Raw genomic sequence first — 19960 nt, forward strand, 5'->3', positions numbered from 1 at the left:
GCCCCATGCAGGGCGCCCGCAGCACCCGCACCTGGGCCGGATCGAGCCCCGCTTCCAGCGTCGCCTTGAGGGTCGAGGCGCCGGCCAGCTGACAGGAGAGCGAATCGCAGACCCGCACCGTAACCGCCGGCGGCGGCGCCTGGTCGTCATGGATCACATCGAAGTGGGCATAGAAGGTGGCGGTCTCGTAGACCGCGGCCATGGGCAGGTTCATGTAGGTGGCCAGGGCGCGAAGCGTCGCCAGGGGTAGATGCCCGCGGCTATCCTGAATCGCATGACAATGCTCGATCAACAGGTCGCGCCGGCGCAGCTCGGGGCGGTCTCGCTCATCGCCGATGAGCTGGCGCAGGGCCGCAAGCTCAGCGGTGTCGAGTGAACGGCCGCGTGGCTTGCCACGAAAACGGCGCTTGGGGGTCACGGTCTGGACGGTCATGTGCGGGCTCGTTGTTTGTTGTTGGTTGGCGCTTCCCTACCTTGTGTATTCACACCGGCTCTTGACCAGCTCAAGCTACCGGGCCGGTCTCGAGCTGCTTGCGCAGCTGGAACTTCTGGACTTTCCCCGTCGAGGAAGTTGGCAGCGGGCCAAAGACGACCTTCTTGGGAACCTTGAAGCGGCTGATATTCTCCTTACAGAAGCCGATCAACTCCCCTTCGCTCAGCTCGCTGCCGGAACGCAGTTGGACGAAGGCGGCGGGGACTTCGCCCCACTTGGCATCCGCCATCGCCACCACCGCCACATATTCGACATCGGCGTGCCGCTGAATGATCTCCTCAACCTCCAGTGAGGAGATGTTTTCCCCGCCCGAGATGATCACGTCCTTCAGCCGGTCGCGAATCTTTATGTAGCCGTCCGGCTCCACCACTGCCAGGTCACCGGAGTGAAACCAGCCGCCAGTGAAGGCTTCCCTGGTAGCGGCTTCGTTTCGCAGGTAGCCCTTCATGACGATATTGCCTCGGAACATGATCTCGCCGACCGTCTGACCGTCGGCGGGGACGGGTTCCATCGTGACTGAATCGAGCACCGCGATGCCTTCTTGCAGTGGATAGGTCACGCCCTGGCGTCCATTGAGCCGGACCCGCTCCTCCAGGGGGAGTTGATCCCAGCCATCCTGTTTGACGCAAATCGAGGCGGGGCCGTAGGTCTCCGTCAGCCCGTAGACGTGCGTGAGTTCGAAACCCAGCGTCTCCATCCGCTTGAACACGGACGCAGGCGGCGCCGCACCAGCGATCAGTCCAGCGACCTTGTGCTCGATCGACGCCTGGGCAGCATCGGCAGCGTCGGCGATCATGGCGTGGACAATGGGTGCCCCACAGTAATGGCTGACCCTGTGCTGCCTGATCAGCTTGAGGATTTGCTCGGGGTCCACGCGCCGAAGGCAGACGTTGGTACCGCCGATGGCCGCCAGTGTCCACGGGAAGCACCAGCCGTTGCAATGAAACATCGGCAGGGTCCACAGGTAAACCACTGTGGAAGGCAGGGTCCAGGCCAGGACGTTGCTGGTCGCGTTCAGGTAGGCGCCGCGATGGTGGGTGACGACTCCCTTGGGGTTGCCGGTGGTGCCCGACGTGTAACCCAGCGCAATCGCATCCCACTCGTCGGCGGGTAACTGCCAGTCGTCCAACTCCGTCTGTTCGGCCAGCAGCGCCTCGTACTCCAGTTCGCCGATAAAGCGCTCTACGCCCTGGCTCGGGTCCGATACGTTGATCACCTTGGGCACCGGCCCTTCCAACCGGGCCAGGGCCTTTTCGACCACGTCAGCGTACTCGGGGTCAACCAACAGCAGGCGCGAGCGGCTATGGTCGAGAATAAAGGCGACTGCCTCGGGATCAAGGCGGATGTTGATCGCATTCAATACCGCTCCCACCATGGGCACGCCAAAGTGGGCTTCGTACATGGCCGGGACATTCGGCAGCATGACGGCCACCGTATCCCCCCTGGTGATGCCTAAATGCTTTAACAGGGATGCCAGTCGGCAACAACGGGAATAGGTCTGTTGCCAGCTGTAACGCCTATCGTTGTAGATCAGCGCCGTTCTGTCGGCGTAAACAGTGGCAGCCCGTTTGATGAAGCTCAAGGGTGACAGCGAAACGTAATTCGCCGCGGTTTTCTCGAGTGCCTCATTGACATGGCAGACATCACTCATGGTCTTATCCCTGTTATTTTCTGACGGGTATCTGACGCACACAGTGCCGCTAGCGGCCCGGCTGCTCCCAGACGGGTTTACGCTTGGCAAGAAAGGCATCGATCCCTTCGCTTGCGTCAGGGCTCATCATGTTTTCGGCCATCACATTGCCGGCAAAGTCGTAGGCGTCGGCCAATGCCATCTGGCGCTGGGGCTGGAACATGGATTTTCCGACGCGCACTGCCGCCGGACTCTTGCTCAGAATCTGTTTCACCTTATCGGCCACGGCAGCATCCAGGTCGGAATCAGCGGTGACACCACTCAACAGCCCCCACTCCAAGGCGGTATCCGCATCGATGAATTCGCCGGATACCAGCATGTCGAACGCCCGCTTGGAAGAGATGTTGCGGGACAGCGCTACGGCGGGGGTCGAACAGAATAGCCCCACATTGATGCCCGACACCGCAAAGCTGGCCGACTGAGCGGCGATGGCCAGGTCGCAACTGGCCACAAGCTGGCACCCTGCTGCCGTGGCCATGCCGTGGACTTTGGCGATCACGGGCACCGGCAGTGAGACGACGCTCTGCATCACCTTGCTGCAACGGCGGAACAGGGTTTGGTAATAGGCATGGTCGGGATTCGCCCGCATTTCCTTCAGATCGTGGCCGGCGCAAAATCCCCGACCGTTGCCACCGATTACCACACAGCGGACTGCAGGGTCGGCAGCGATCGCTTCCAACTCCTGCTGCAACGCGGTCAGCATCGCTTCGGAAAGGGTATTGAATTTATCCGGCCGATTCAGTGTGAGGAAGACTGCTCCGTCTTTATCTTCTCTGAGAAGAACATTTTCCGGAGAGTGACTTTGGTTCATAAATGACTCCCGCCAGAGGTGGCTGGCTAAAGATGATTGATCGTCACCTCGGCGGTGATCGAGTTACGGATAAAGCAATTTTTATGAGCATTAGTGTGGATTCTGGATATCGCCTTATGATCCGGTACTTTATCGCCCCCGAAGGTGATACGCGGCGAGAGCACAATACGCGTTATCTCCATCCCTTTTTTGTCATTGCTCTCCAGGTGGCCGACAGGGTTATCTTCATAGGATTCGACCTGATAGCCCTGAAAATCTGCAATGGCCAGGAAGAACAGCATATGGCAGCTGGACACCGAGCTGATCAGCATTTGTTCCGGGTCGGCGCAGCTCGAATCGCCCTTGAATTCGACCGACGCGGACACGTTGACCTTTTGATCGCCATTCAACGTAACGCGATGATTTCGCGAGTAGGTGTTTGCATCGGTTTCGTGGGGAGCGCGCTGCCAACTGATGGCTGCCTCATGGGCTGACATGGATAAACCTCCTGTCTAAGATTTTCCTCATCGTAAGTGATCCTGGGAACGACTGAAAAGCGACGATTTCTAAGCAGTTGGCTTAGCCTGGCTAACGTGAAGCCTGACCGCTCGTCCCGCTGATGGACTGGAGAACCATCAGTATCTTCCAAAAGGGGACGCGGCCTGCCAAGTCGCAACCTATGGATTACGAAAAGTAAGCCAAATGCTTAGAAACTATCGCTTTACCCCTTGCAAGGCCATGGGTAGCCTTCATGGTGTCTGGCGGCATTGATTCGTAGTGATTACTCCCTCTCCTCGTCATTTTTGAACAGGGATCGGGGACACGTTAGGCAATGCCCAGCCACCTAGAATGCGAGGAGCCCCATGAGCGAGTCTAGTATGAAAACCGTGGATGTTGAGTACGCGATCATCGGCGCTGGCACCTCCGGGCTGGGCGCTTACTCGAGGATCAGCCGCAAGACCGATAGTGTGGTGATGATCCAGGACGGACCCTACGGCACCACCTGCGCACGGGTCGGCTGCATGCCCAGCAAACTGCTCATCACCGCTGCCGATTACGCGCACCACTTGGTCACCAGCGACTTTTTCGGCGTGACAGCTTCGGGGTGCGTGGATGGACAAAGAGTGCTCCAACGGTTGCGCCGAGAGCGAGATGAGCGTTTTGTCGCCAACAATCTCCGCTACATCGACAAGATTCCGGCCCATCACAAGCTTGAGGGGCGTGCCAGGTTTATCGGCCCGGGCCACCTCAGGGTGGGCGAATCCGTCGAGGTCAAAGCGGAAAAAATCATCCTCGCCTGCGGCTCCAGGCCTGCGGTCAGCGACGTATTCGAGCCAGTAATGGGCCGCGTCCTCACCAGCGATACGGTATTCGAGCTGAAGGACCTGCCCCACTCGATAGCAGTGATCGGTATGGGAGTTATCGCACTGGAACTGGGGCAGGCTCTCCATCGACTGGGCGTCGAAACGACGATTTATGGCCGCTCCGGAAGGATCAACGCCCTCACCCACCCGGACATGCAGCAGGAAGCACTCGATATCCTCGGCACCGAACTGGATATCTATCCTAGCGGTCAGGTGGTGAGCACCTGGGAAGACGTTGAAGGTGCCTGGATCGAGTTTGAGCAGTCGAACGGCCAGCGGGTCACGAAGGTGTTCGACAGGGTGCTGGTCGCCACAGGAAGAGTCTCCAATGTCGACCGATTGGGTATGGAGCATACAGGCGCGGAATTCACTGAAGCTGGCAAGGTGATATTCGATCCGCAGACGATGCTCTGCTCTGACACTCCCATTTTCATTGCCGGCGATGCGGCGGAATACCTGCCGGTGTGGCACGAAGCCTTCGATGAGGGGCGTATCGCCGCCGATAACGCGTTGAACTATCCAGACCCGGTGCCTGCAGATCGTAGACCGCCGTTAATGGTGTTCTTCACCGATCCTCAGATCGCCATCATCGGACAGAGCTTTCGGGAGCTTCAAGGCCAGGAGATCATCATTGGCGATCTGCCGTTCACCAGCCCTCGCCATGTGGTTTGGAACAAGGTCGAAGGGCGTATTCAAGTCTACCTGGATGCGCGAACTGGCGTAATCCTAGGAGCCGAACTACTTGGACACAAGGCCGAACACCTGGCACACCTGCTGGCTCTCGCCATCACACACAGCATGACGGCAGAGCAGGTACTGTTGATGCCGGTCTATCACCCCAGTGCTGAAGAACTGTTAAGGGATGTTTTGATCGACGCCAGGGAAAAGCGTAGGATCTACGCAGCAGAAACCATGATCCATTCAAACTCAGTGCCGGCATATTCATAAATCAGCCCTGAAAACCAAGACAGTGGATGGCATCCTTCCTGGAAGTTGGCAAGTTACGTAAACAACTTGATCCCAGAGGGCCATCCGCTATGATCGTCACGAATGACGGTCACCTAGGAGCCTGTCCACCACTCCCTGGGCGACCGGCACCCATCGCCACACCCAATATAAATCATATACTTACAAAATATCTGGATAGCTAGTCTCACGAACCCAAGCATGATATAGTCGATTTTGCATCATCTGCTGGCAACGTCCAGCATGGTTGTTTACCACCGACTCTCTGACCTACCCTAACGTGTTGCACTTTCATATATTATATCTTCTCAGCGCAACACCTCCTTCGGATTGATCTCCAGGCGCCATCTCTAGTGCCGGCAAGCTTTTCGCCTCACTCTGAACCAGCTCTGACTTTTGGGGGGTCACAATGGTGGATGAAAACAAATGAAAAAAATCGCTATTGATGCCGCGGACATGCGCATCCTTCACGCAGTGCAGCAGCACGGCCAGCTCAGCAAGACAAAGCTGTCAGAGCTTGTCAATCTTTCTCCGACGCCATGCTGGGTGCGTTTCAACCGATTAAAAGAAGCTGGACTGATACGTGGATATCATGCGGACATCGCGATCGATAAAATCGTCGCTGTCACGAAGGTGGTTGTTACCGTTTCGCTCAAGGAGCATCGAAAATCGGATTTTAATCGCTTTGAGTCTTACATCAACCAAGTGGATGAGATAGTCGAATGCATAGCGACGGGTGGAGGAATGGATTACATTTTGAAAGTCGTCACTCACAGCCTTTCCGATTTTCAGAACGTGATGGAAGAGCTTCTTTCAGCAGAGCTGGGGATCGATCGCTACATGACTTACATCACCACCAGAGAGATCAAATCGACTCAGCCAAATCTCACCCAGCTGATTGCGGGCCCAGGAAGCTGAACCGGAAAGAGCGCGCCATGCTCGGACAAGAAGGGGCTGAAGGTAGAGATACCGCCCTAGCCCAGCGTCTGCCGGAAAGGCGGGTGCTGGGTAGCAGCGTGCCTCCGGCGCTGCCGAACCAAATGCGAATCGCACACGAAAGCAATATCAAATAACTGAATTTAAAGGAAAATTGACCAACAACACGATTCATCCTAGGATGTACGACTTCCTACGACCCGCGCCAAGGAAAGGAACCGCATGAAAGGCAATCAAAGCATCATCGACGCCCTGAACGGCCTGCTGGCGGCGGAGCTCGCCGCCATGGATCAGTACTTTCTCCACTCCGAGATGTATGCCGACTGGGGGCTCACCAAGCTTTACGAGCGCATCGCCCACGAGTTCGATGACGAAAAGGGCCATGCCAAGCAGCTGATCGAGCGGATCCTGTTCCTGGAAGGCCAACCCGACATCAAGACCCGCACCCCGGTGCGCATCGGCCGCGACGTGGAGGAGATGCTCGCCAACGATCTCCAACTGGAATACGAAGTGGGCGATGCCCTGAAGGAGGCCATCGCCCTGTGCGAGCGGGAGCGTGATTTCCAGACCCGCGCCGTGCTGCTGGGGCTGCTGGCCGACACCGAGGAGGATCACGCCTACTGGCTGGAGCAGCAGCTGCGACTGATCAAGATGCTGGGCAAACCGAACTACCTGCTCTCTCAGATGTAGGCCCAGGGCGCCCGGCGGGCACCCTCTGCCCGACTCCTGCGCGGATTGTCATCTGGACCGCGCGACCGGGCCAGCCCTCCCCTCTGGTTCACTTCGTGATCAGGATGCCGGCTGTTGCCTGAGCCGGTAGAGCACCTTTTCCGGCTGTCCTTCGTCGTCGGTGTAGACCGCGAAGGCCTTGTAGTCATCGAAGAAGGTGCCGGTGAAGAAGATCCAGGCGTCATGCGCGCTCCTCCATGACGCGGGTCAGCTCGGCCCGATAGGCCGCCGCGTGGTGGGCCGGGTCGGCGGGTAAGCGGCCGAGCTCGACCGCCAGGTCGAAGAAGCCCTGCCGGGGCAGGTCGCCGCGGCGGCTGACCACCAGGGCGGCGATCAGCGGCCGGCCGGCGGCGGCGTCTTCGCGCATCAGCGCTTCCAGCGCCAGGGCCACGCGCTGGATGGTCCGCGGCGGGGTGAGGCCCAGCGCCTCGGCGGCCTGCTGGTAGGTGATCGGCACGGCCTCGTCGGGCAGGCCTTCGAGCAGCTCGCGCAGCCGCAACGCCATTTCGGCTTCCGGGAGCGTCATAGCGCCCGCCTGCCTTTCCAGTCTTCGAGGTCCAGCTGCGGCTTCTCCGCGCGGAAGTGGGCATAGAGTTCGATGCCGCGCGGGTCTTCGAGGATATCGACCTGCACTCCCTTGCTCTCGAGCAGCGCTTCGGTACCCGAGGCGTTGGTGACGTCACCCACCACCACCCGCGAGACGCCACGCATGTAAAGCAGCGTGGCGCAGACCTCACAGGGGCTCAGGGAGGTGAAAAGCGTCGTTCGGCTGAAGTCGAGGCGGCCGGCATCGCGCATGGCCGAGGTCTCCCCGTGGTTGTAGGGGTGCTCCTCCTGCACCAGGGTGTTGTGACCCTTGCCGACGATGCGCCGCGTGGCGTTGTCGATGATCACCGCACCGATGGGACAGCCGCCCTCGTCGTAGCTCTTCTGGGCCAGCAGCACTGCGATGCGCATCAGGTCGGCATCGCTCAGGCGCCGGGCGAAGGCGTCGTCCATCAACACCGGCAGGCTGGCCGTCGGCATATGGGCGATGGCGGCCAGCGCCGCCTCGGTCACATCGGTGCCTGCGTCGAGCAGCGTTTGCATGGTGTCTCCCGTCACGAAGTGTGAAGCCTCATCATGCCTCATTCACCGCCCGTTTCGTGCGCCTGGGCGTCGCTGGGCAGCGATGACCAAAAGCGCGCCACTTGACCGACGATCCCACCAGGTAGTGTGATGAGTCCTGGCGCCGTTCGCGCCACTTCCCGCCCCGTGCCAGCCAAGAGGCCTCCATGCGAAAGATCCTGCTCGTCGACAACGGCTCCCTGCGCCCCCAGGCCACGCTCAACCTGCGCCGCCTGGCCCAGGCACTCGGCCAGGCCACCGGCCAGGAGGTCGAGGCCACCTCCCTGCTGCACTCCTACAAGATCCCCGCGGAGAAGCTCGAGGGCCACAAGGCGGTATCGCTGGGGCCGCTGGCCGAGCAGCTGGCGGCGCAGGGGGTGACCGAGCTGGTCATCCTGCCCTTCTTCTTTGGCCCCAGCCAGGCGTTGACCCGCTACCTGCCCGAGCGCCTGGCCGAGGTGCAGGCCAACCATCCGCAGCTCTCCGTGAAGGTGGCGCTACCGCTGGTGGACAGCCAGGCGCCGGTGGATTTGCGCCTGGCGCGGCTGCTGGCCGACAACGTGCGTGAACGGATGGAAGGCCTGTCGCGACCCAAGGTGATACTGGTCGACCACGGCAGCCCGATCCCCGAGGTCACGGCGGTGCGCAACTATCTGGCCGGCCAGCTCAGCGTGCTGCTGAGTGAGGAGGCCGGCTGCGTGACCTTCGCCTCCATGGAGCGTCGCGACGGCGAGGCCTACCGCTTCAACGAGCCGCTGCTGGTCGACCTGCTGGCCGCCAAGACCATGGCGGACAGCGAGGTCATCCTGGCCATGCTGTTCCTCTCCCCGGGGCGCCACGCCGGCGAAGGCGGCGATATCGCGGCAATCTGCGAGCAGGCGATGGCGGACTCCCCGGGGCTGCGCGTCACCACTACCCGGCTGGCGGGGGAGCACGACGCCATCCTGGAGATTCTCGCCAGCCGCCTGGCACAGGCCCTGACCGGCGCCCCGCTGCTGCTGGAAATGCCCGCGAGCGGCTGAGAGCTCAAGGAGGCGCCATGCCTGCTACCCGAGAGAGATCGCTGAGTCCGGCCCTGGAGCGCATCCACCTGGTGTGGGACCTGCTCATCATCCTGCTGGTGATCGCCAACCTGACCCTGCTGCTGTTCGACAGCCTCTTCCTGCTCTCGCCGCTGAACGCCGCCTTCGAGGCCGCGGCCCCGGGGCTGCACAGCGCCTATGACCGGCATATCCATGCCCGCTTCATCGCCATCGATCTGGCATTCGTGGCCGTCTTCGTGCTCGACGTGCTGCTGGGCTGGGCGGTGGCCATCGCCGAGCGGCGCTATCACCGCTGGTTCTTCTACCCCTTCGTGCACTGGTACGACGTGCTCGGCTGCATCCCGGTGGGCGGCTTCCGGCTGCTGCGCATCCTGCGCGTCGTCTCGCTGCTGCATCGCCTGCAGCGGCTGGGCCTGATCGACGTGCGCCGCTGGTACCTCTACGGGGTGGTCGCCAAGTATTACGACATCCTGCTCGAGGAGCTCACCGACCGCATCGCCATCCGCATGCTCGACAACGTCCAGGCCCAGATCCACTCCAGCGACTCGCTCTCCACCCGGGTGGTCGACCAGGTGGTGCGACCCCGCCAGCGCGCGCTGATCCAGGAGATCAGCCAGCGACTGGAGGCCATGGCCGGCAACGCCTACGCCCACAACCGGGACGACACCCTGCGCTACGTGCGTGGCCTGGTCGGCCGTACCCTGGCGGAGAGTCCGGAGATTCGTCGACTGCAGCGCCTGCCGATGGGCAGCCAGCTGGCCCGGGGGCTAGAGGCCTCGTTCTCGGACCTGGCCTGCCGCCTGGTCAACGAGGCCCTGGAGGGGCTGCAGTCGCCGGAGTTCTCGGCCCTGGTGGAGCACTTGGCCGAGAGCGGCTTCGATGCCTGGCTGCGCACCGACCCCCATACCGAGCAGGTCACCGAGCAGGTACTGGTGGACATGCTGGAGCTGCTCAAGGAGCAGATCGCGGTCAAGCGCTGGCACCGCAAGTACGAGTAGCACTGCCACCCTGGCCTGCCCCGCCATCACGGGCGTCGGCTTGCCTCTCCCGGAGCAAGGTGTCATCGTCGGCCGGATATGACCATCCACCCGGCCAAGGAGAGTACGCCTTGTTCATCGCCATGAACCGTTTCCGGGTCAATCCCGAAAGAGTGGAAGAGTTCGAGCAGATTTGGCTGGAGCGGGAGACGCACCTGCAGGGCCTGCCCGGTTTCGTCGAGTTCCACATGCTGCGCGGCCCCGAGAAAGAGGATCATGTCCTCTACGCCTCCCACACCGTCTGGCGCTCACGGGAGGACTTCGAGGCCTGGACGCACTCCGAGGCGTTTCGCGCGGCACACGCCAATGCCGGCCAGAGCCGGCGCGAGGGGCTCTACCTGGGCCCGCCGACCTTCGAGGGATTCGAGGTCATCCAGACGATCGGTGACGCCGCCAAGGCCTAAGCCGGCAGGGGGATCCGCAAGGCCCACCCACCGCTCGCGGCCATGGGATCGCCGCGGGGTTCGCGGTAGAGTGGCGGCGGACCGCATCAGCGAGGAAACAACCTAGTGACATCCCCCGCCTTCGAGACAGCACATCTGGTCAAACTGGTCACCCGGCGCATGCCCTACGGCAAGCATGCCGGTTGGCTGATCGCCGACCTGCCCGGCCCCTACCTGGCCTGGTTCGCCCGGGAGGGCTTCCCGGAGGGCGAGCTGGGCACCCTGCTGGCACTGATGCACGAAATCGACCACAACGGCCTGGGTGAGCTGCTTACGCCGCTGCGCGGCAAGGTGACGCCGTAGGAGAGCAGATGCCGGCCGACTCCTCATCCCAGGCCCGCCAGACGAGCTACCGCTACTTCCTGGCCTTCATCGCCATCGGCATGAGCGGCGGACTGCTGGGGCCGGCGCTGCCCCACCTGGCGGATGCGACCAACTCCAGCATGGGGCAGATCGCCGTGCTGTTCACCGCTCGGGCACTGGGCAACATGCTCGGCTCGGTGGTCTCGGGGGCGCTGGTGGACCGCCTGCCCGGCCATCGGGTGCTGGCCGCCATGTTGCTGCTGTTGGCGGCGGGACTGGCCGGCGTACCGCTCGCCCATAGCCTGGCGCTGCTGACCGCGCTGGTGTTCGTGCTGGGCTTCGCCGAGGTGTCGATCAATGCCGGAGCCAACACCCTGCTGCTCTGGAACCACGGCGTGCGCTCTCCTCCCTGGATCAGCGCCCTGCACTTCTGCTTCGGCCTGGGCAACATGCTGGTGCCGCTGCTGCTGGTGGCGGTCCTGGCGCTGAGCGGCCAGGCGACCTGGACCTTCTGGCTGGTGGCACTCTGGGCCCTGCTGCTGATCGCGCCGCTATGGGGACGGACCAGCCCCCGCTCGGCGCCGGCCCGGGACGAGACGCGCCCACCGCCGCCCCCGCCAGACGCCTGGCGCCTGGGGCTCTTCCTGGGGCTCTTCGCCCTCTACGTGGGCATGGAAGTCACCTTCGCCGGCTGGATCACCGCCTATGCCACCCTGGAGGGCCTGGCCGCCGGCGAGGCGGCGCTGCTGGTCACCCTGTTCTGGCTAACGCTCTCCGCCGGACGCCTGCTGGCGATCCCGCTGCTGCGCCGCCTGACACCCTGGATGGTGCTGCAGCTGTGCCTGGGGCTGGGGCTCGTCAGCGCCTTGGGACTCACCCTCGACTGGCTGCCGCTGACGGCGGTGGCGCTGCTGTTCGGTCTGGCCTGCTCGGCGATCTTTCCCACCCTCTTCGGCCTCAGCAATCAGCTGATGCGGATGAGCGGGCGCACCACCGGCTGGATCTTCCTGGCCGCCGGCAGCGGCGCCATGGCAGTGCCGACCCTGGCCGGGCCGCTGCTGGAGTGGGCCGGCACCCGGACCTTCCCGCTGCTGCTGCTGGGCCTGCTGGCGCTGATGGTCGCCGGTCTGGTGATCCTACGGCGACGCGTCAGCCGGGGCGAATGAGGCCGCCAGTAAGGGGGTCAGCCGCCGAGGGCGGCGTCGATCGGCCGCGTGCCGTCGAGCAGCACGAACTCGCGATCGACCAGCGCCCGCGCCTTGAGCAGGTGCAGCAAGGCGTGGGCGACATTGCCCCGCGAGATGCGGTTCTCGCCGCCGCTCTCCTCCAGCGAGGTGGCGAGCCGCTCGCTGGCCGTCTCATCGGTCAGCCGGCCCGGCTTGAGAATGACGTGGGGCACCTGGGACGAGCGCAGGTAGGCGTCGGCCGCGAACTTGGCGGCCATGTAGGGGCGCAGCTTCTCGGGGGCCGCCTGGGGGTTCTCGGCACGCATGGCACTGACCATCAACAAGCGGGATACCCCGCGCTCACTGGCCAGGTCGATGGTGCGTATGGCGCCGTAGAGATCGATTAACAGCGTCTTGTCGGGCCCGGTGTGCGGCCCCGAACCGGCAGTGAACACGACCTGGTCGCAGCCGTCGAAGGCATGCTGAAAATCACCCTCGAGGTCGGCGACCACCGTCTCGATACCGCGCTCACCGAACCACGCCTGCTGGCCGGGGTCGCGGATCATGGCTCGAATGGGCTCGCCCGCCCGATGCGCCAGCTCACAGAACTGGCGGCCGATCTGGCCGTTGGCGCCGATCACCAGCGTCTTCATGGGACCTCCTCTCGTCGATGTCCTGACTCTGCGTGCAGGGCCTGACCCAGTGGCCGATGATTCCCCAGCCAGGCAACTACGAGCCTACACCAATGCCCCTTCGCCCGTGGACCCCGTGAGCCACTCGACGCGACTTCCCCGGCATTCACGCACTGCCTGCCCGGCCCAGCAACGCCGCTCATGGCAATAAAACAAACGTATGAAATATTTTCCTTTGCCTTCGCCGGGGAGCGGGCTAGACTCATTTTCGAACACTGTTTCCAAACACCGTTTTCCAACCCGCTCTCACTACAGGAGGCCGCCATGGAGACCCAGACGCTGCTGATCCATGCGCTGCTCTATCTCTTCCTTCCCCTGTGGGGCATCGCCGGCTTCGCCGACTGGTGCTGCCATCGCGCCACCCGGATCGAGACCACCTCGGGGCTCAAGGAGTCGCTGATGCACTCCCTGATGGGCCTGCAGGTGGGTATCCCCATCCTGCTCTGCCTGCTGTTTCGCATCAACGTGCTGGTGCTGCTGATCTGCCTGCTGGCCTGGGTGCTGCACGAGCTGGTGGCCCACTGGGACGTTCACTACACGGCGCCGCGTCGGCGTATTGGCATCTGGGAGATGCACGCCCACAGCTACCTGGCCAGCCTGCCCCTCTACATGCTGGCGATGATCCTGATACTCAACTGGCCGGTGGTGCTGGACCTGGTGCGCCTGGAGTGGGCCGGCCAGCTGCGCCTGGAGCGGCTGGCCGAGCCCCACGGCGGCGAACGCTACCTGCCCCTCTACCTCACCTTCATGGCGGTGCTGTGTGTCTTCCCCTACCTGGAGGAGAACCTGCGCTGCCTGCGCCATTCCCTTAGCGAACGGAGTGATCGAGCATGAGCGTCTATATCACCAGCACCGGCCACCACCTGCCCGGCGCGCCCGTGGACAACGAACGCATCGAAGAGGTGCTCGGCCAGGTGCACGGCAGACCGAGCCGGCTGAAGCGGCGGATCCTCAAGTCCAACGGCATCCGCACCCGCCACTACGCCATCGACGCCGAGCACCGCACCACCGTCAGCAACGGCGAGATGGCCGCCCTGGCCGGCCGCGACTGCCTGGCCCGGGGCTACCTGGCACCCTCGCGGATCGACATGCTCAGCGTGGCCACCAGCCAGGGCGACCTGGTGCTGCCCGGCTTCGGCAGCATGGTCCAGGCCGACCTGGACCTGGCCGACGTGGAGCTGCACACCAGCCACGGCATCTGCTCGAGCAGCCTGATGGCCCTCAAGGCCGCCTACACCGCGCTCAAGGCCGAGGAGCACGACAGCGCCCTGGTGATCGCCAGCGAGCTGGCCTCGCGGCTGTTCAAGGCGAGCCGCTACGCGGCCGCCGGCGGCGGGCTGGACTTCGATGCCGAGTTCCTGCGCTGGATGCTCTCCGACGGCGCCGGCGCCCTGCTGCTGGAGCGCCGGCCACGCGGACGCTGCTTTCGCATCGACTGGATCCGCGGCTTCTCCCATGCCGACGCCTACCCGGTGTGCATGAGCGTGGGACAGGCCCGCGGCACGACCAAGAGCTGGCAGGACTATCCGACCTACGCCGAGGCGGAGGCCGCCGGTGCCCTGCTGCTGCGCCAGGACGTGCGCCTGCTGGACAACGTGGTCAAGCTGGGCGTCGACGGCCTGCTGCGTCTCGTCGACCAGGGCTGGCTCGAGGTGGCGCGCATCGACCACCTGCTCTGCCACTACTCGTCCCACTACTTCCGCGGCAAGATCTTCGACATGCTGACCCAGGCCGGCGCGGCCATTCCCGAGGAGCGGTGGTACACCAACCTCTACGAACGCGGGAATACCGGCTGCGCCTCGCTGTTCATCATGCTCGACGAGTTTTGCCGCACCCGCCCCCATCGCGAGGGCGAGCGGCTGCTCTGCGTGGTTCCCGAGAGCGGCCGCTTCAACACCCTGTACATGCAGCTCACCGTTGTGGAGGAGTGAACATGAATGCCCCGATGAATCCCAAGGTCACCACCGCCCAGGGCCAGGCCTGCCTGCAGGACCTGATGCGCATCTGGTTCGACTTCGAACGCCAGCTGGGGCGGGTGCCACTGCTCCGTCGCCTGACCCAGGGCCGCTTCACCCTGGCGGACTACCGCCTGCTGCTGCTGCACCTGCGCCAGCAGGTGATCGAGGGGGCACGCTGGATCAGCCGCGGCGCCTCGAGCTTCGACCGCGACTTCGCCGACGTGCGCTCCCGGGTGATCGGCCACGCCCGAGAGGAACACCGCGACTACGAGATGCTGGAGGCGGACTACGTGGCCGCCGGGGGGGAACTCGCCACGATCCAGCAGGGGCGGCGCAACGTCGGCAGCGAGGCGCTGCACGGCTTCATGATGCACCGCGCCGGCCAGCCCAACCCCGTGGACCTGATCGGCGCCATGTGGATCATCGAGGGGCTGGGCGAGAAGATGGCCGGCGACTGGGCCCAGCGCATCGACGCGGCCACCGGAGGCGACGGCCGCTACACCCGCTTCATGCGCTACCACGGCGAACACGACGAGGCCCACCTGGAGACGCTCTATGCGCTGATCGACCGGGTCTGCACCGGCGAGGCGGAGCGCCAGGCGATTGCCCGCACCGCCCGGGTGGTGGCCCGCCTCTACGCCCTGCAGCTGGAGGAGGTGGAGCATGGCTGATTCCCGCCACCCGACACGCAGCCCCTTTCTCCAGGCCCTGGCGGTGGACGAATCCCTGCCCCTCGACCCGGCGGCACGTCAGCTGTGGCTCGCCGACCTGGAGCGCCCCAGCCGCTGGTGGCTGCAGCCCCCGCTGCAGGCCCTGCTGGGCGTGCTGCTGCACCTGATCTGGTTCGTCAAGCGCCTGCCGCTGCCGCAGTTTCGCGCCCACGGCCTGCTGCAGCGATGGATCTGCGCCTTCTGCGCCCGCTTCGTGAGTCCCGAGGCCAACCTGCTGATCCTGCGCCACTTCGCCACCGAGTCCAATGTGCTCAACTTCCTGGTCGACAACGGCGGCGTCGAGGGGGTCGAGGCCGTGACCCTCTACCCTCGGCGACTGCCCGAGATGCTCGAGGCGAGCTTCGTCGAGCACGACCAGGCGCTGTTTCGCGCCATGCGCGAGCTCGGCGGTGGGCGGCCTTCCGAAGCGGCCCTGGCGCCCGACGAACTGCGCTGGGAGCACTGGCGGCCGATCGAGATGGCCGACTTCGCGGTGCCGCGCCGGCGCACCCAGGTGCTCGACTTCGAGAGCGCCCACGCCCTTTTCATGTGCCTGTTCTGCCTGCTGCTGACCCGGGAGGAGTACCGCGACGCCATCAACGGCTTCAGCCTCGACCACGCCATCGCCATCCGCATCGGCCGGCTGATCGGCGACCCGACGCTTCCCGAGCTGGCCTACAACAAGTACCCGCACTATCTGGTAGGGCCCGGCAACCTCGGCCAGCGCTTCCTGATGCACGGCTTCTTCACCGAGTACCTCTACGCCCGGCTGGAGCGGCTGCGCAGCGGCGCCTGCCCGCCGTCGAACCTTGATGATGGACGGCCCCACTTTTCATGAATCCATAAAAAAGGACCCCCGAAGGGGCCCAGGAGGAGCACGCCAGCTCACATCGGTTTACCGCCACCTGGTGGCGGTGTTGCGGGGCAAGGTCCAGAGCGTTACCGATAAGTGCCTGGCCTTGCCTGCAGAAATTCGTCATCCACTACCACTAACACTGCGAATAGCGCGCCAACATTCATTGAAAACAATAAAAAACAATTGCTTATCAATGAATGACAGGAAATATCCGGGCCAATGTCGCAGTGCAGCCCGACCCGAGCCTGGCGTGGCGCACCACGCCGAGCCACAGGGGGGCGCCGATGCGTCGCTTTGATGCATCGCAATATCAGGTGACTCTGATACCCTGACCGCGCTCCCCCACTCCTGGCGGCTACCCCACGCGGGCAACTCGGCGGCTCAGCCGATATGCTGGTGGCCAGGCACCCTTTCCCCGGAGGTTATCGATGACACCCCATAGCGCCTCTCCCCGCCCGCGGGGCGGCAAATGGCCGCCGGCCCTGGCCTGGCTGGCGCTCCTCCTGTTGGCCGTGGCCGCGCTGATGGTGATCGGCGCCGGGCCGGCCTACCGGCAGGGGCTGCTGCCGCTGGGCGAGGCCTTCCATCTGCTGCGCAACGGCATCTTCGTCGCGCTGGGGGCCGGTGCCGTGGGGCTCGCTACCCTGATCACCGCCGCGGCCTGTCGGCGGCGCATCGCCGCCCTGACTGGGGTGGTGGTGATGGCCGCCAGCATCGGCATGATGGCGGTGCCCTGGCTGCACTGGCAGCAGGCCCAGCAGGCGCCGCCGATCCACGACATCACCACCGATACCGAAAACCCGCCCGCCTTCGAGGCCCTGGCCGAGGCCCGCGAGGCGGCCCCCAACGCCGTGGCCTATCCCGGCGAGGCCACCGCCCGTCAGCAGCGCGAAGCCTACCCGGAGATCCAGCCGCTGGTCCTGGACCTGCCCCTGGACAGCGTACTCAGCGCCGCCGAAGCGGCTGCCCTGGATCAGGGCTGGACGCTGGCCAGCGTCACCGACACCACCATCGAGGCCACCGCCACCACGACCTGGTTCGGCTTCCAGGACGATGTGGTCATCCGCCTGACGGAAACCGCTGAGGGAGTACGCGTGGATGTGCGCTCCGCTTCGCGGGTCGGGCGCAGCGACATGGGCGCCAATGCGGCGAGGATCGTCGCCTATCAGGATGCCCTGGCGGCAAGGGTCGAGTGATGCACCATGCCCCATCGCCGGCCTGCCGTCCGGCCTCGCCCTGTGTCCAGCGCTGCCGTCTCGAGCCGCAACGCCAGCATTGCACTGGCTGCGGGCGATCCCTGGACGAGATCGCCCGCTGGTCGGAGATGAGCGAGGCCGAACGGGAAAGGGTGTGGCAACGCCTGTCCGGAGCCGCTACTCGCCCCGCTCGGACGAGTGGGCGGTGCTGAGGATATGGTGCAGCCCGGCGCACTCCACCAGGGGGTCCTCGCAGTTGACGAGGATCTCTGAGCGCGCCAGCACGTAGCTCTTGCCGGTGATGGTGTTCTCCACCACCTGGCCCTGGCCCTCGTGACGCACCCTGGTGCACTTGCCGATGAAGCCGGTCTCGCGCAGCGAGACGGTTTCCAGCTTGTCGCCGGGCCTGATGCGCCCCTCGTAGTTCATCAGCGCCAGCCGCGCCGAGGTCCCGGTACCGGTGGTGCTGCGACAGATCACGCCGGGGTGCACGTAGGTGGTGGAGCGCGAGCGATAGAAGTCGTCGGCGACCTGCTCCACCGGCCCCATGAAGTGCAGGAAGGGTAGCGGCCCCACGTCGCCCAGGGTGTAGTGAGAGAAGCCGCGCTCGGCCTGGATCGCCTCGACGATACGGTGGGCGCAGTCCGCGAGGGCCCGCTCCTCGTCCCGGGTCAGGTGGAAGCCCAGTTCGGCGGCGTCCACCAGGGCGTAGAAGCCGCCGCTGTAGGCCACGCTGTAGGTCACCACTCCGACCTCCGGCACATGGATCGAGGCCCGGTAGGTATCGATATAGCTGGGCAGCCCCTCGCAGGTGATGGCCTCGACCACCCCGTTCTCTACCAGCGCCTCGATCTGCACCAGCCCCGCCGGCGACTCCAGCGCGAAGCGCTGGCGCCCCTCCCGCTTGGGCACCAGGCCGCTCTCCAGCACCGCCGTGGCCGTACAAATGGTGTTGGAGCCCGAGTAGATGGGGTAGCCCATCACCTCCATGATGATGTAGCCCACCGCCGCCGCGGGGTCGGTGGCCGGCACCAGCAGGTCCACCGACATCTCGGGAATGCCGTAGGGCTCTTCCAGCAGCAGCTTGCGCAGGCCGTCGGCATCGTCGCGCAGGTAGTGCATCTGCTCACGCACCGTGGCCCCGGGCAGCCGCTCGATACCGCCGGTGACGATACGGCTGACGTCGCCGCCGGCGTGGGTGTCCATCAGTTGCAGGACCAGCTCTCTGCTCATGGGGTGTTCTCCAGCGCGAAGGGGGCGCCGTGCTCGTCCCACTGGGAATCGGGGACGATGACGATCTTGCCCAGGTAGCCGCTGCCGCGGTTGACGAAATAGCGCTCGGCCTCGTGCAGCTCGGAGAGCTTGAAGGCGGCGTGCAGCACCGGTTTGAGCTGGCCGCCGCGAATCCACTCGACCAGCTGCTCGGCTTCCTCGCGGGTACCGTGGGAGACCCCGAAGATCTGCACCTGATAGAGGTAGATGCGCGTCCACATGATCTCGGAGAGGTTGCCGCCGCTGGCCCCGGCGATGGAGAGCCTCGGGTAGGTGGTGCGGCGCTTCATGTCGACGATCATGGTGTCGATGAAGCGGTCGGTCATCTCGCCGCCGACCAGGTCCATCACCGCGTCGATGGGGGCACCGCCGGTGGCCTCGAGCACCCGCTCGACGAAGGTCGGAAGGTCGCCGCGGTCGATCACCGCCTCGGCCCCCAGCGCCAGCAGGGCAGCGCGCTTGTCGGGCTGGCTCACCGCATAGGGGATGGCACCGACGATGCGGCACAGCTGGATCAGCGCCGTGCCCACGCCGCCGCTGGCCCCGCTGACCAGCACCCGCTCGCCCGCGGCTACCCGGGCGGAGGTCATCATATGGTAGGCGGTCTGGTAGGAGCACATGCCCATGGCGGCCACCTCGGCATCGGCCAGCTCCGGGTTGGGCACGTGGTGGAACTGCGCCGAGGGCACGACGACATACTCAGCGAAGCCACCGTCGGCGCCGTGGCCGTAGTAGTCCGGGGTCAGGTTGATATCGCGCCGGGCGTCGGCGTAGAGGTTGAAGTCGAGCAGGCCGCGCTCGCCGATCCGCTCGAGGTCGACCCCCTCGCCCACGGCGACCACCCGGCCGGCCACATCGGCACCCTGGATACGCGGGAAGGTCAGGGTCGGCTCGCCGCCCATGGCAAAGGAGGTCACCTCTCCCTTGTCCTTGGTGGGGTAGAGCCCCTCGCGGGCCTTGCGGTCGGTGTTGTTCTTGGCCGTGGCGGTGACCCGTACCAGCACCTCGCCGCGGCCGGGTCGCGGCGTCGGTACGTCCTGACGGTAGACCAGTTTGTCGACGTCACCGTGGCCGGTCAGCAGCATGGCCGACATGCTGGCGGGGATCGTCTCCGGTAGGGAATCGTGGGCCATCGGCTGCCTCCTCAGATTGCTGAATGTCGCATGGCGCGACGATAACAAAGTCGTCGCCACTGCCAACAGCAGGATA

The 19960-nt window shown here is 64.5% G+C and carries 23 protein-coding genes; 14 read left to right on the top strand and 9 right to left on the bottom strand.

All coding sequences use genetic code 11. The features are described 5' to 3' along the window. The 4 genes from HOP52_RS11835 to HOP52_RS11850 all read right to left on the bottom strand — a co-directional run. On the bottom strand, nt 1-433 hold a 433-nt coding region (locus HOP52_RS11835), incomplete at its 3' end, for an NADH-quinone oxidoreductase subunit NuoE family protein (protein ID WP_238977596.1). Between the two features lie 70 nt (nt 434-503). Further along, a complete protein-coding gene (locus tag HOP52_RS11840; RefSeq protein ID WP_238977597.1) occupies nt 504-2144 on the bottom strand; it encodes an acyl-CoA synthetase in 1641 nt (546 codons plus the stop codon). A gap of 49 nt (nt 2145-2193) precedes the next feature. Beyond that, nucleotides 2194-2994, bottom strand: coding sequence for an enoyl-CoA hydratase (locus tag HOP52_RS11845; RefSeq protein ID WP_238977598.1), 801 nt, complete (start codon nt 2992-2994; stop codon nt 2194-2196). 26 nt (nt 2995-3020) lie between these two features. Continuing rightward, entirely contained in the window at nt 3021-3470 is a 450-nt protein-coding gene (locus HOP52_RS11850) for an OsmC family protein (RefSeq protein ID WP_238977599.1), read from the bottom strand. Between the two features lie 381 nt (nt 3471-3851). Between HOP52_RS11850 and HOP52_RS11855 the strand changes: the two genes are divergently transcribed. The 3 genes from HOP52_RS11855 to bfr all read left to right on the top strand — a co-directional run bounded on the left by HOP52_RS11855 (nt 3852) and on the right by bfr (nt 6929). Next, nucleotides 3852-5285 (top strand): dihydrolipoyl dehydrogenase, encoded by a 1434-nt coding sequence (locus HOP52_RS11855; protein ID WP_238977600.1) that lies wholly within the window; start codon nt 3852-3854, stop codon nt 5283-5285. Nucleotides 5286-5729: 444 nt separating this feature from the next. Then, nucleotides 5730-6221, top strand: coding sequence for an Lrp/AsnC family transcriptional regulator (locus HOP52_RS11860; RefSeq protein WP_238977601.1), 492 nt, complete (start codon nt 5730-5732; stop codon nt 6219-6221). 240 nt (nt 6222-6461) lie between these two features. After that, nucleotides 6462-6929, top strand: coding sequence for a bacterioferritin (gene bfr, locus HOP52_RS11865; protein ID WP_238977602.1), 468 nt, complete (start codon nt 6462-6464; stop codon nt 6927-6929). Between the two features lie 220 nt (nt 6930-7149). Here bfr and HOP52_RS11870 read toward each other — a convergent pair whose 3' ends face one another. Further along, the gene (locus HOP52_RS11870; RefSeq protein ID WP_238977603.1) at nt 7150-7494 is read right to left on the bottom strand and encodes a hypothetical protein; all 345 of its coding nucleotides are present in this window, start codon (nt 7492-7494) and stop codon (nt 7150-7152) included. Next, complete coding sequence (locus HOP52_RS11875; protein WP_238977604.1) at nt 7491-8057, bottom strand: nucleoside deaminase; 567 nt, start codon at nt 8055-8057, stop codon at nt 7491-7493. Before HOP52_RS11875 ends, HOP52_RS11870 begins: the two co-directional genes overlap by 4 nt. A gap of 185 nt (nt 8058-8242) precedes the next feature. On the opposite strand from HOP52_RS11875, the gene HOP52_RS11880 reads away from it, so the two are divergent. The 5 genes from HOP52_RS11880 (at nt 8243) to HOP52_RS11900 (ending at nt 12067) form a co-directional block, all read left to right on the top strand. Further along, the gene (locus HOP52_RS11880; RefSeq protein ID WP_238977605.1) at nt 8243-9097 is read left to right on the top strand and encodes a sirohydrochlorin chelatase; all 855 of its coding nucleotides are present in this window, start codon (nt 8243-8245) and stop codon (nt 9095-9097) included. A 17-nt stretch (nt 9098-9114) separates the two neighbouring features. Continuing rightward, a complete protein-coding gene (locus tag HOP52_RS11885) occupies nt 9115-10116 on the top strand; it encodes an ion transporter (protein ID WP_238977606.1) in 1002 nt (333 codons plus the stop codon). Between the two features lie 110 nt (nt 10117-10226). After that, complete coding sequence (gene hmuQ / locus HOP52_RS11890; protein ID WP_238977607.1) at nt 10227-10559, top strand: heme-degrading protein HmuQ; 333 nt, start codon at nt 10227-10229, stop codon at nt 10557-10559. Between the two features lie 105 nt (nt 10560-10664). Beyond that, on the top strand, nt 10665-10901 hold the full coding sequence (locus HOP52_RS11895) for a DUF3820 family protein (RefSeq protein ID WP_309674763.1): 237 nt from the start codon (nt 10665-10667) through the stop codon (nt 10899-10901). A gap of 8 nt (nt 10902-10909) precedes the next feature. After that, on the top strand, nt 10910-12067 hold the full coding sequence (locus HOP52_RS11900; RefSeq protein WP_238977608.1) for an MFS transporter: 1158 nt from the start codon (nt 10910-10912) through the stop codon (nt 12065-12067). Between the two features lie 17 nt (nt 12068-12084). Here the strand turns inward: HOP52_RS11900 and HOP52_RS11905 are convergent, their stop codons facing one another. Continuing rightward, nucleotides 12085-12720, bottom strand: coding sequence for an SDR family oxidoreductase (locus HOP52_RS11905; protein ID WP_238977609.1), 636 nt, complete (start codon nt 12718-12720; stop codon nt 12085-12087). A 303-nt stretch (nt 12721-13023) separates the two neighbouring features. On the opposite strand from HOP52_RS11905, the gene HOP52_RS11910 reads away from it, so the two are divergent. The 6 genes from HOP52_RS11910 to HOP52_RS11935 all read left to right on the top strand — a co-directional run bounded on the left by HOP52_RS11910 (nt 13024) and on the right by HOP52_RS11935 (nt 17691). Continuing rightward, nucleotides 13024-13593 carry a diguanylate cyclase gene (locus tag HOP52_RS11910; RefSeq protein ID WP_238977610.1) on the top strand — a complete coding sequence of 190 codons (570 nt, stop codon included), beginning with the start codon at nt 13024-13026 and terminating at the stop codon, nt 13591-13593. Further along, on the top strand, nt 13590-14690 hold the full coding sequence (locus HOP52_RS11915; RefSeq protein ID WP_238977611.1) for a beta-ketoacyl-ACP synthase III: 1101 nt from the start codon (nt 13590-13592) through the stop codon (nt 14688-14690). Before HOP52_RS11910 ends, HOP52_RS11915 begins: the two co-directional genes overlap by 4 nt. Before the next feature lie 2 nt (nt 14691-14692). After that, entirely contained in the window at nt 14693-15388 is a 696-nt protein-coding gene (locus HOP52_RS11920) for a hypothetical protein (RefSeq protein WP_238977612.1), read from the top strand. After that, on the top strand, nt 15381-16265 hold the full coding sequence (locus HOP52_RS11925; RefSeq protein WP_238977613.1) for a DUF6999 family protein: 885 nt from the start codon (nt 15381-15383) through the stop codon (nt 16263-16265). Before HOP52_RS11920 ends, HOP52_RS11925 begins: the two co-directional genes overlap by 8 nt. Nucleotides 16266-16711: 446 nt before the next feature. Next, nucleotides 16712-17479 (top strand): DUF1499 domain-containing protein, encoded by a 768-nt coding sequence (locus HOP52_RS11930; protein WP_238977614.1) that lies wholly within the window; start codon nt 16712-16714, stop codon nt 17477-17479. After that, a complete protein-coding gene (locus tag HOP52_RS11935; protein WP_238977615.1) occupies nt 17479-17691 on the top strand; it encodes a DUF1289 domain-containing protein in 213 nt (70 codons plus the stop codon). Before HOP52_RS11930 ends, HOP52_RS11935 begins: the two co-directional genes overlap by 1 nt. On the opposite strand, the gene HOP52_RS11940 is transcribed toward HOP52_RS11935, so the two are convergent. After that, the gene (locus HOP52_RS11940; protein WP_238977616.1) at nt 17657-18712 is read right to left on the bottom strand and encodes a proline racemase family protein; all 1056 of its coding nucleotides are present in this window, start codon (nt 18710-18712) and stop codon (nt 17657-17659) included. The two genes, HOP52_RS11935 and HOP52_RS11940, sit on opposite strands and share 35 nt — an antisense overlap. Then, nucleotides 18709-19884, bottom strand: a complete 1176-nt coding sequence (locus tag HOP52_RS11945; RefSeq protein ID WP_238977617.1) for a zinc-binding dehydrogenase — start codon at nt 19882-19884, stop codon at nt 18709-18711. Before HOP52_RS11945 ends, HOP52_RS11940 begins: the two co-directional genes overlap by 4 nt. Nucleotides 19885-19960: the final 76 nt, after the last annotated feature.

Origin of the sequence: Billgrantia campisalis (assembly GCF_022341425.1) — a bacterium.
GTDB classification, from domain to species: domain Bacteria; phylum Pseudomonadota; class Gammaproteobacteria; order Pseudomonadales; family Halomonadaceae; genus Halomonas; species Halomonas campisalis.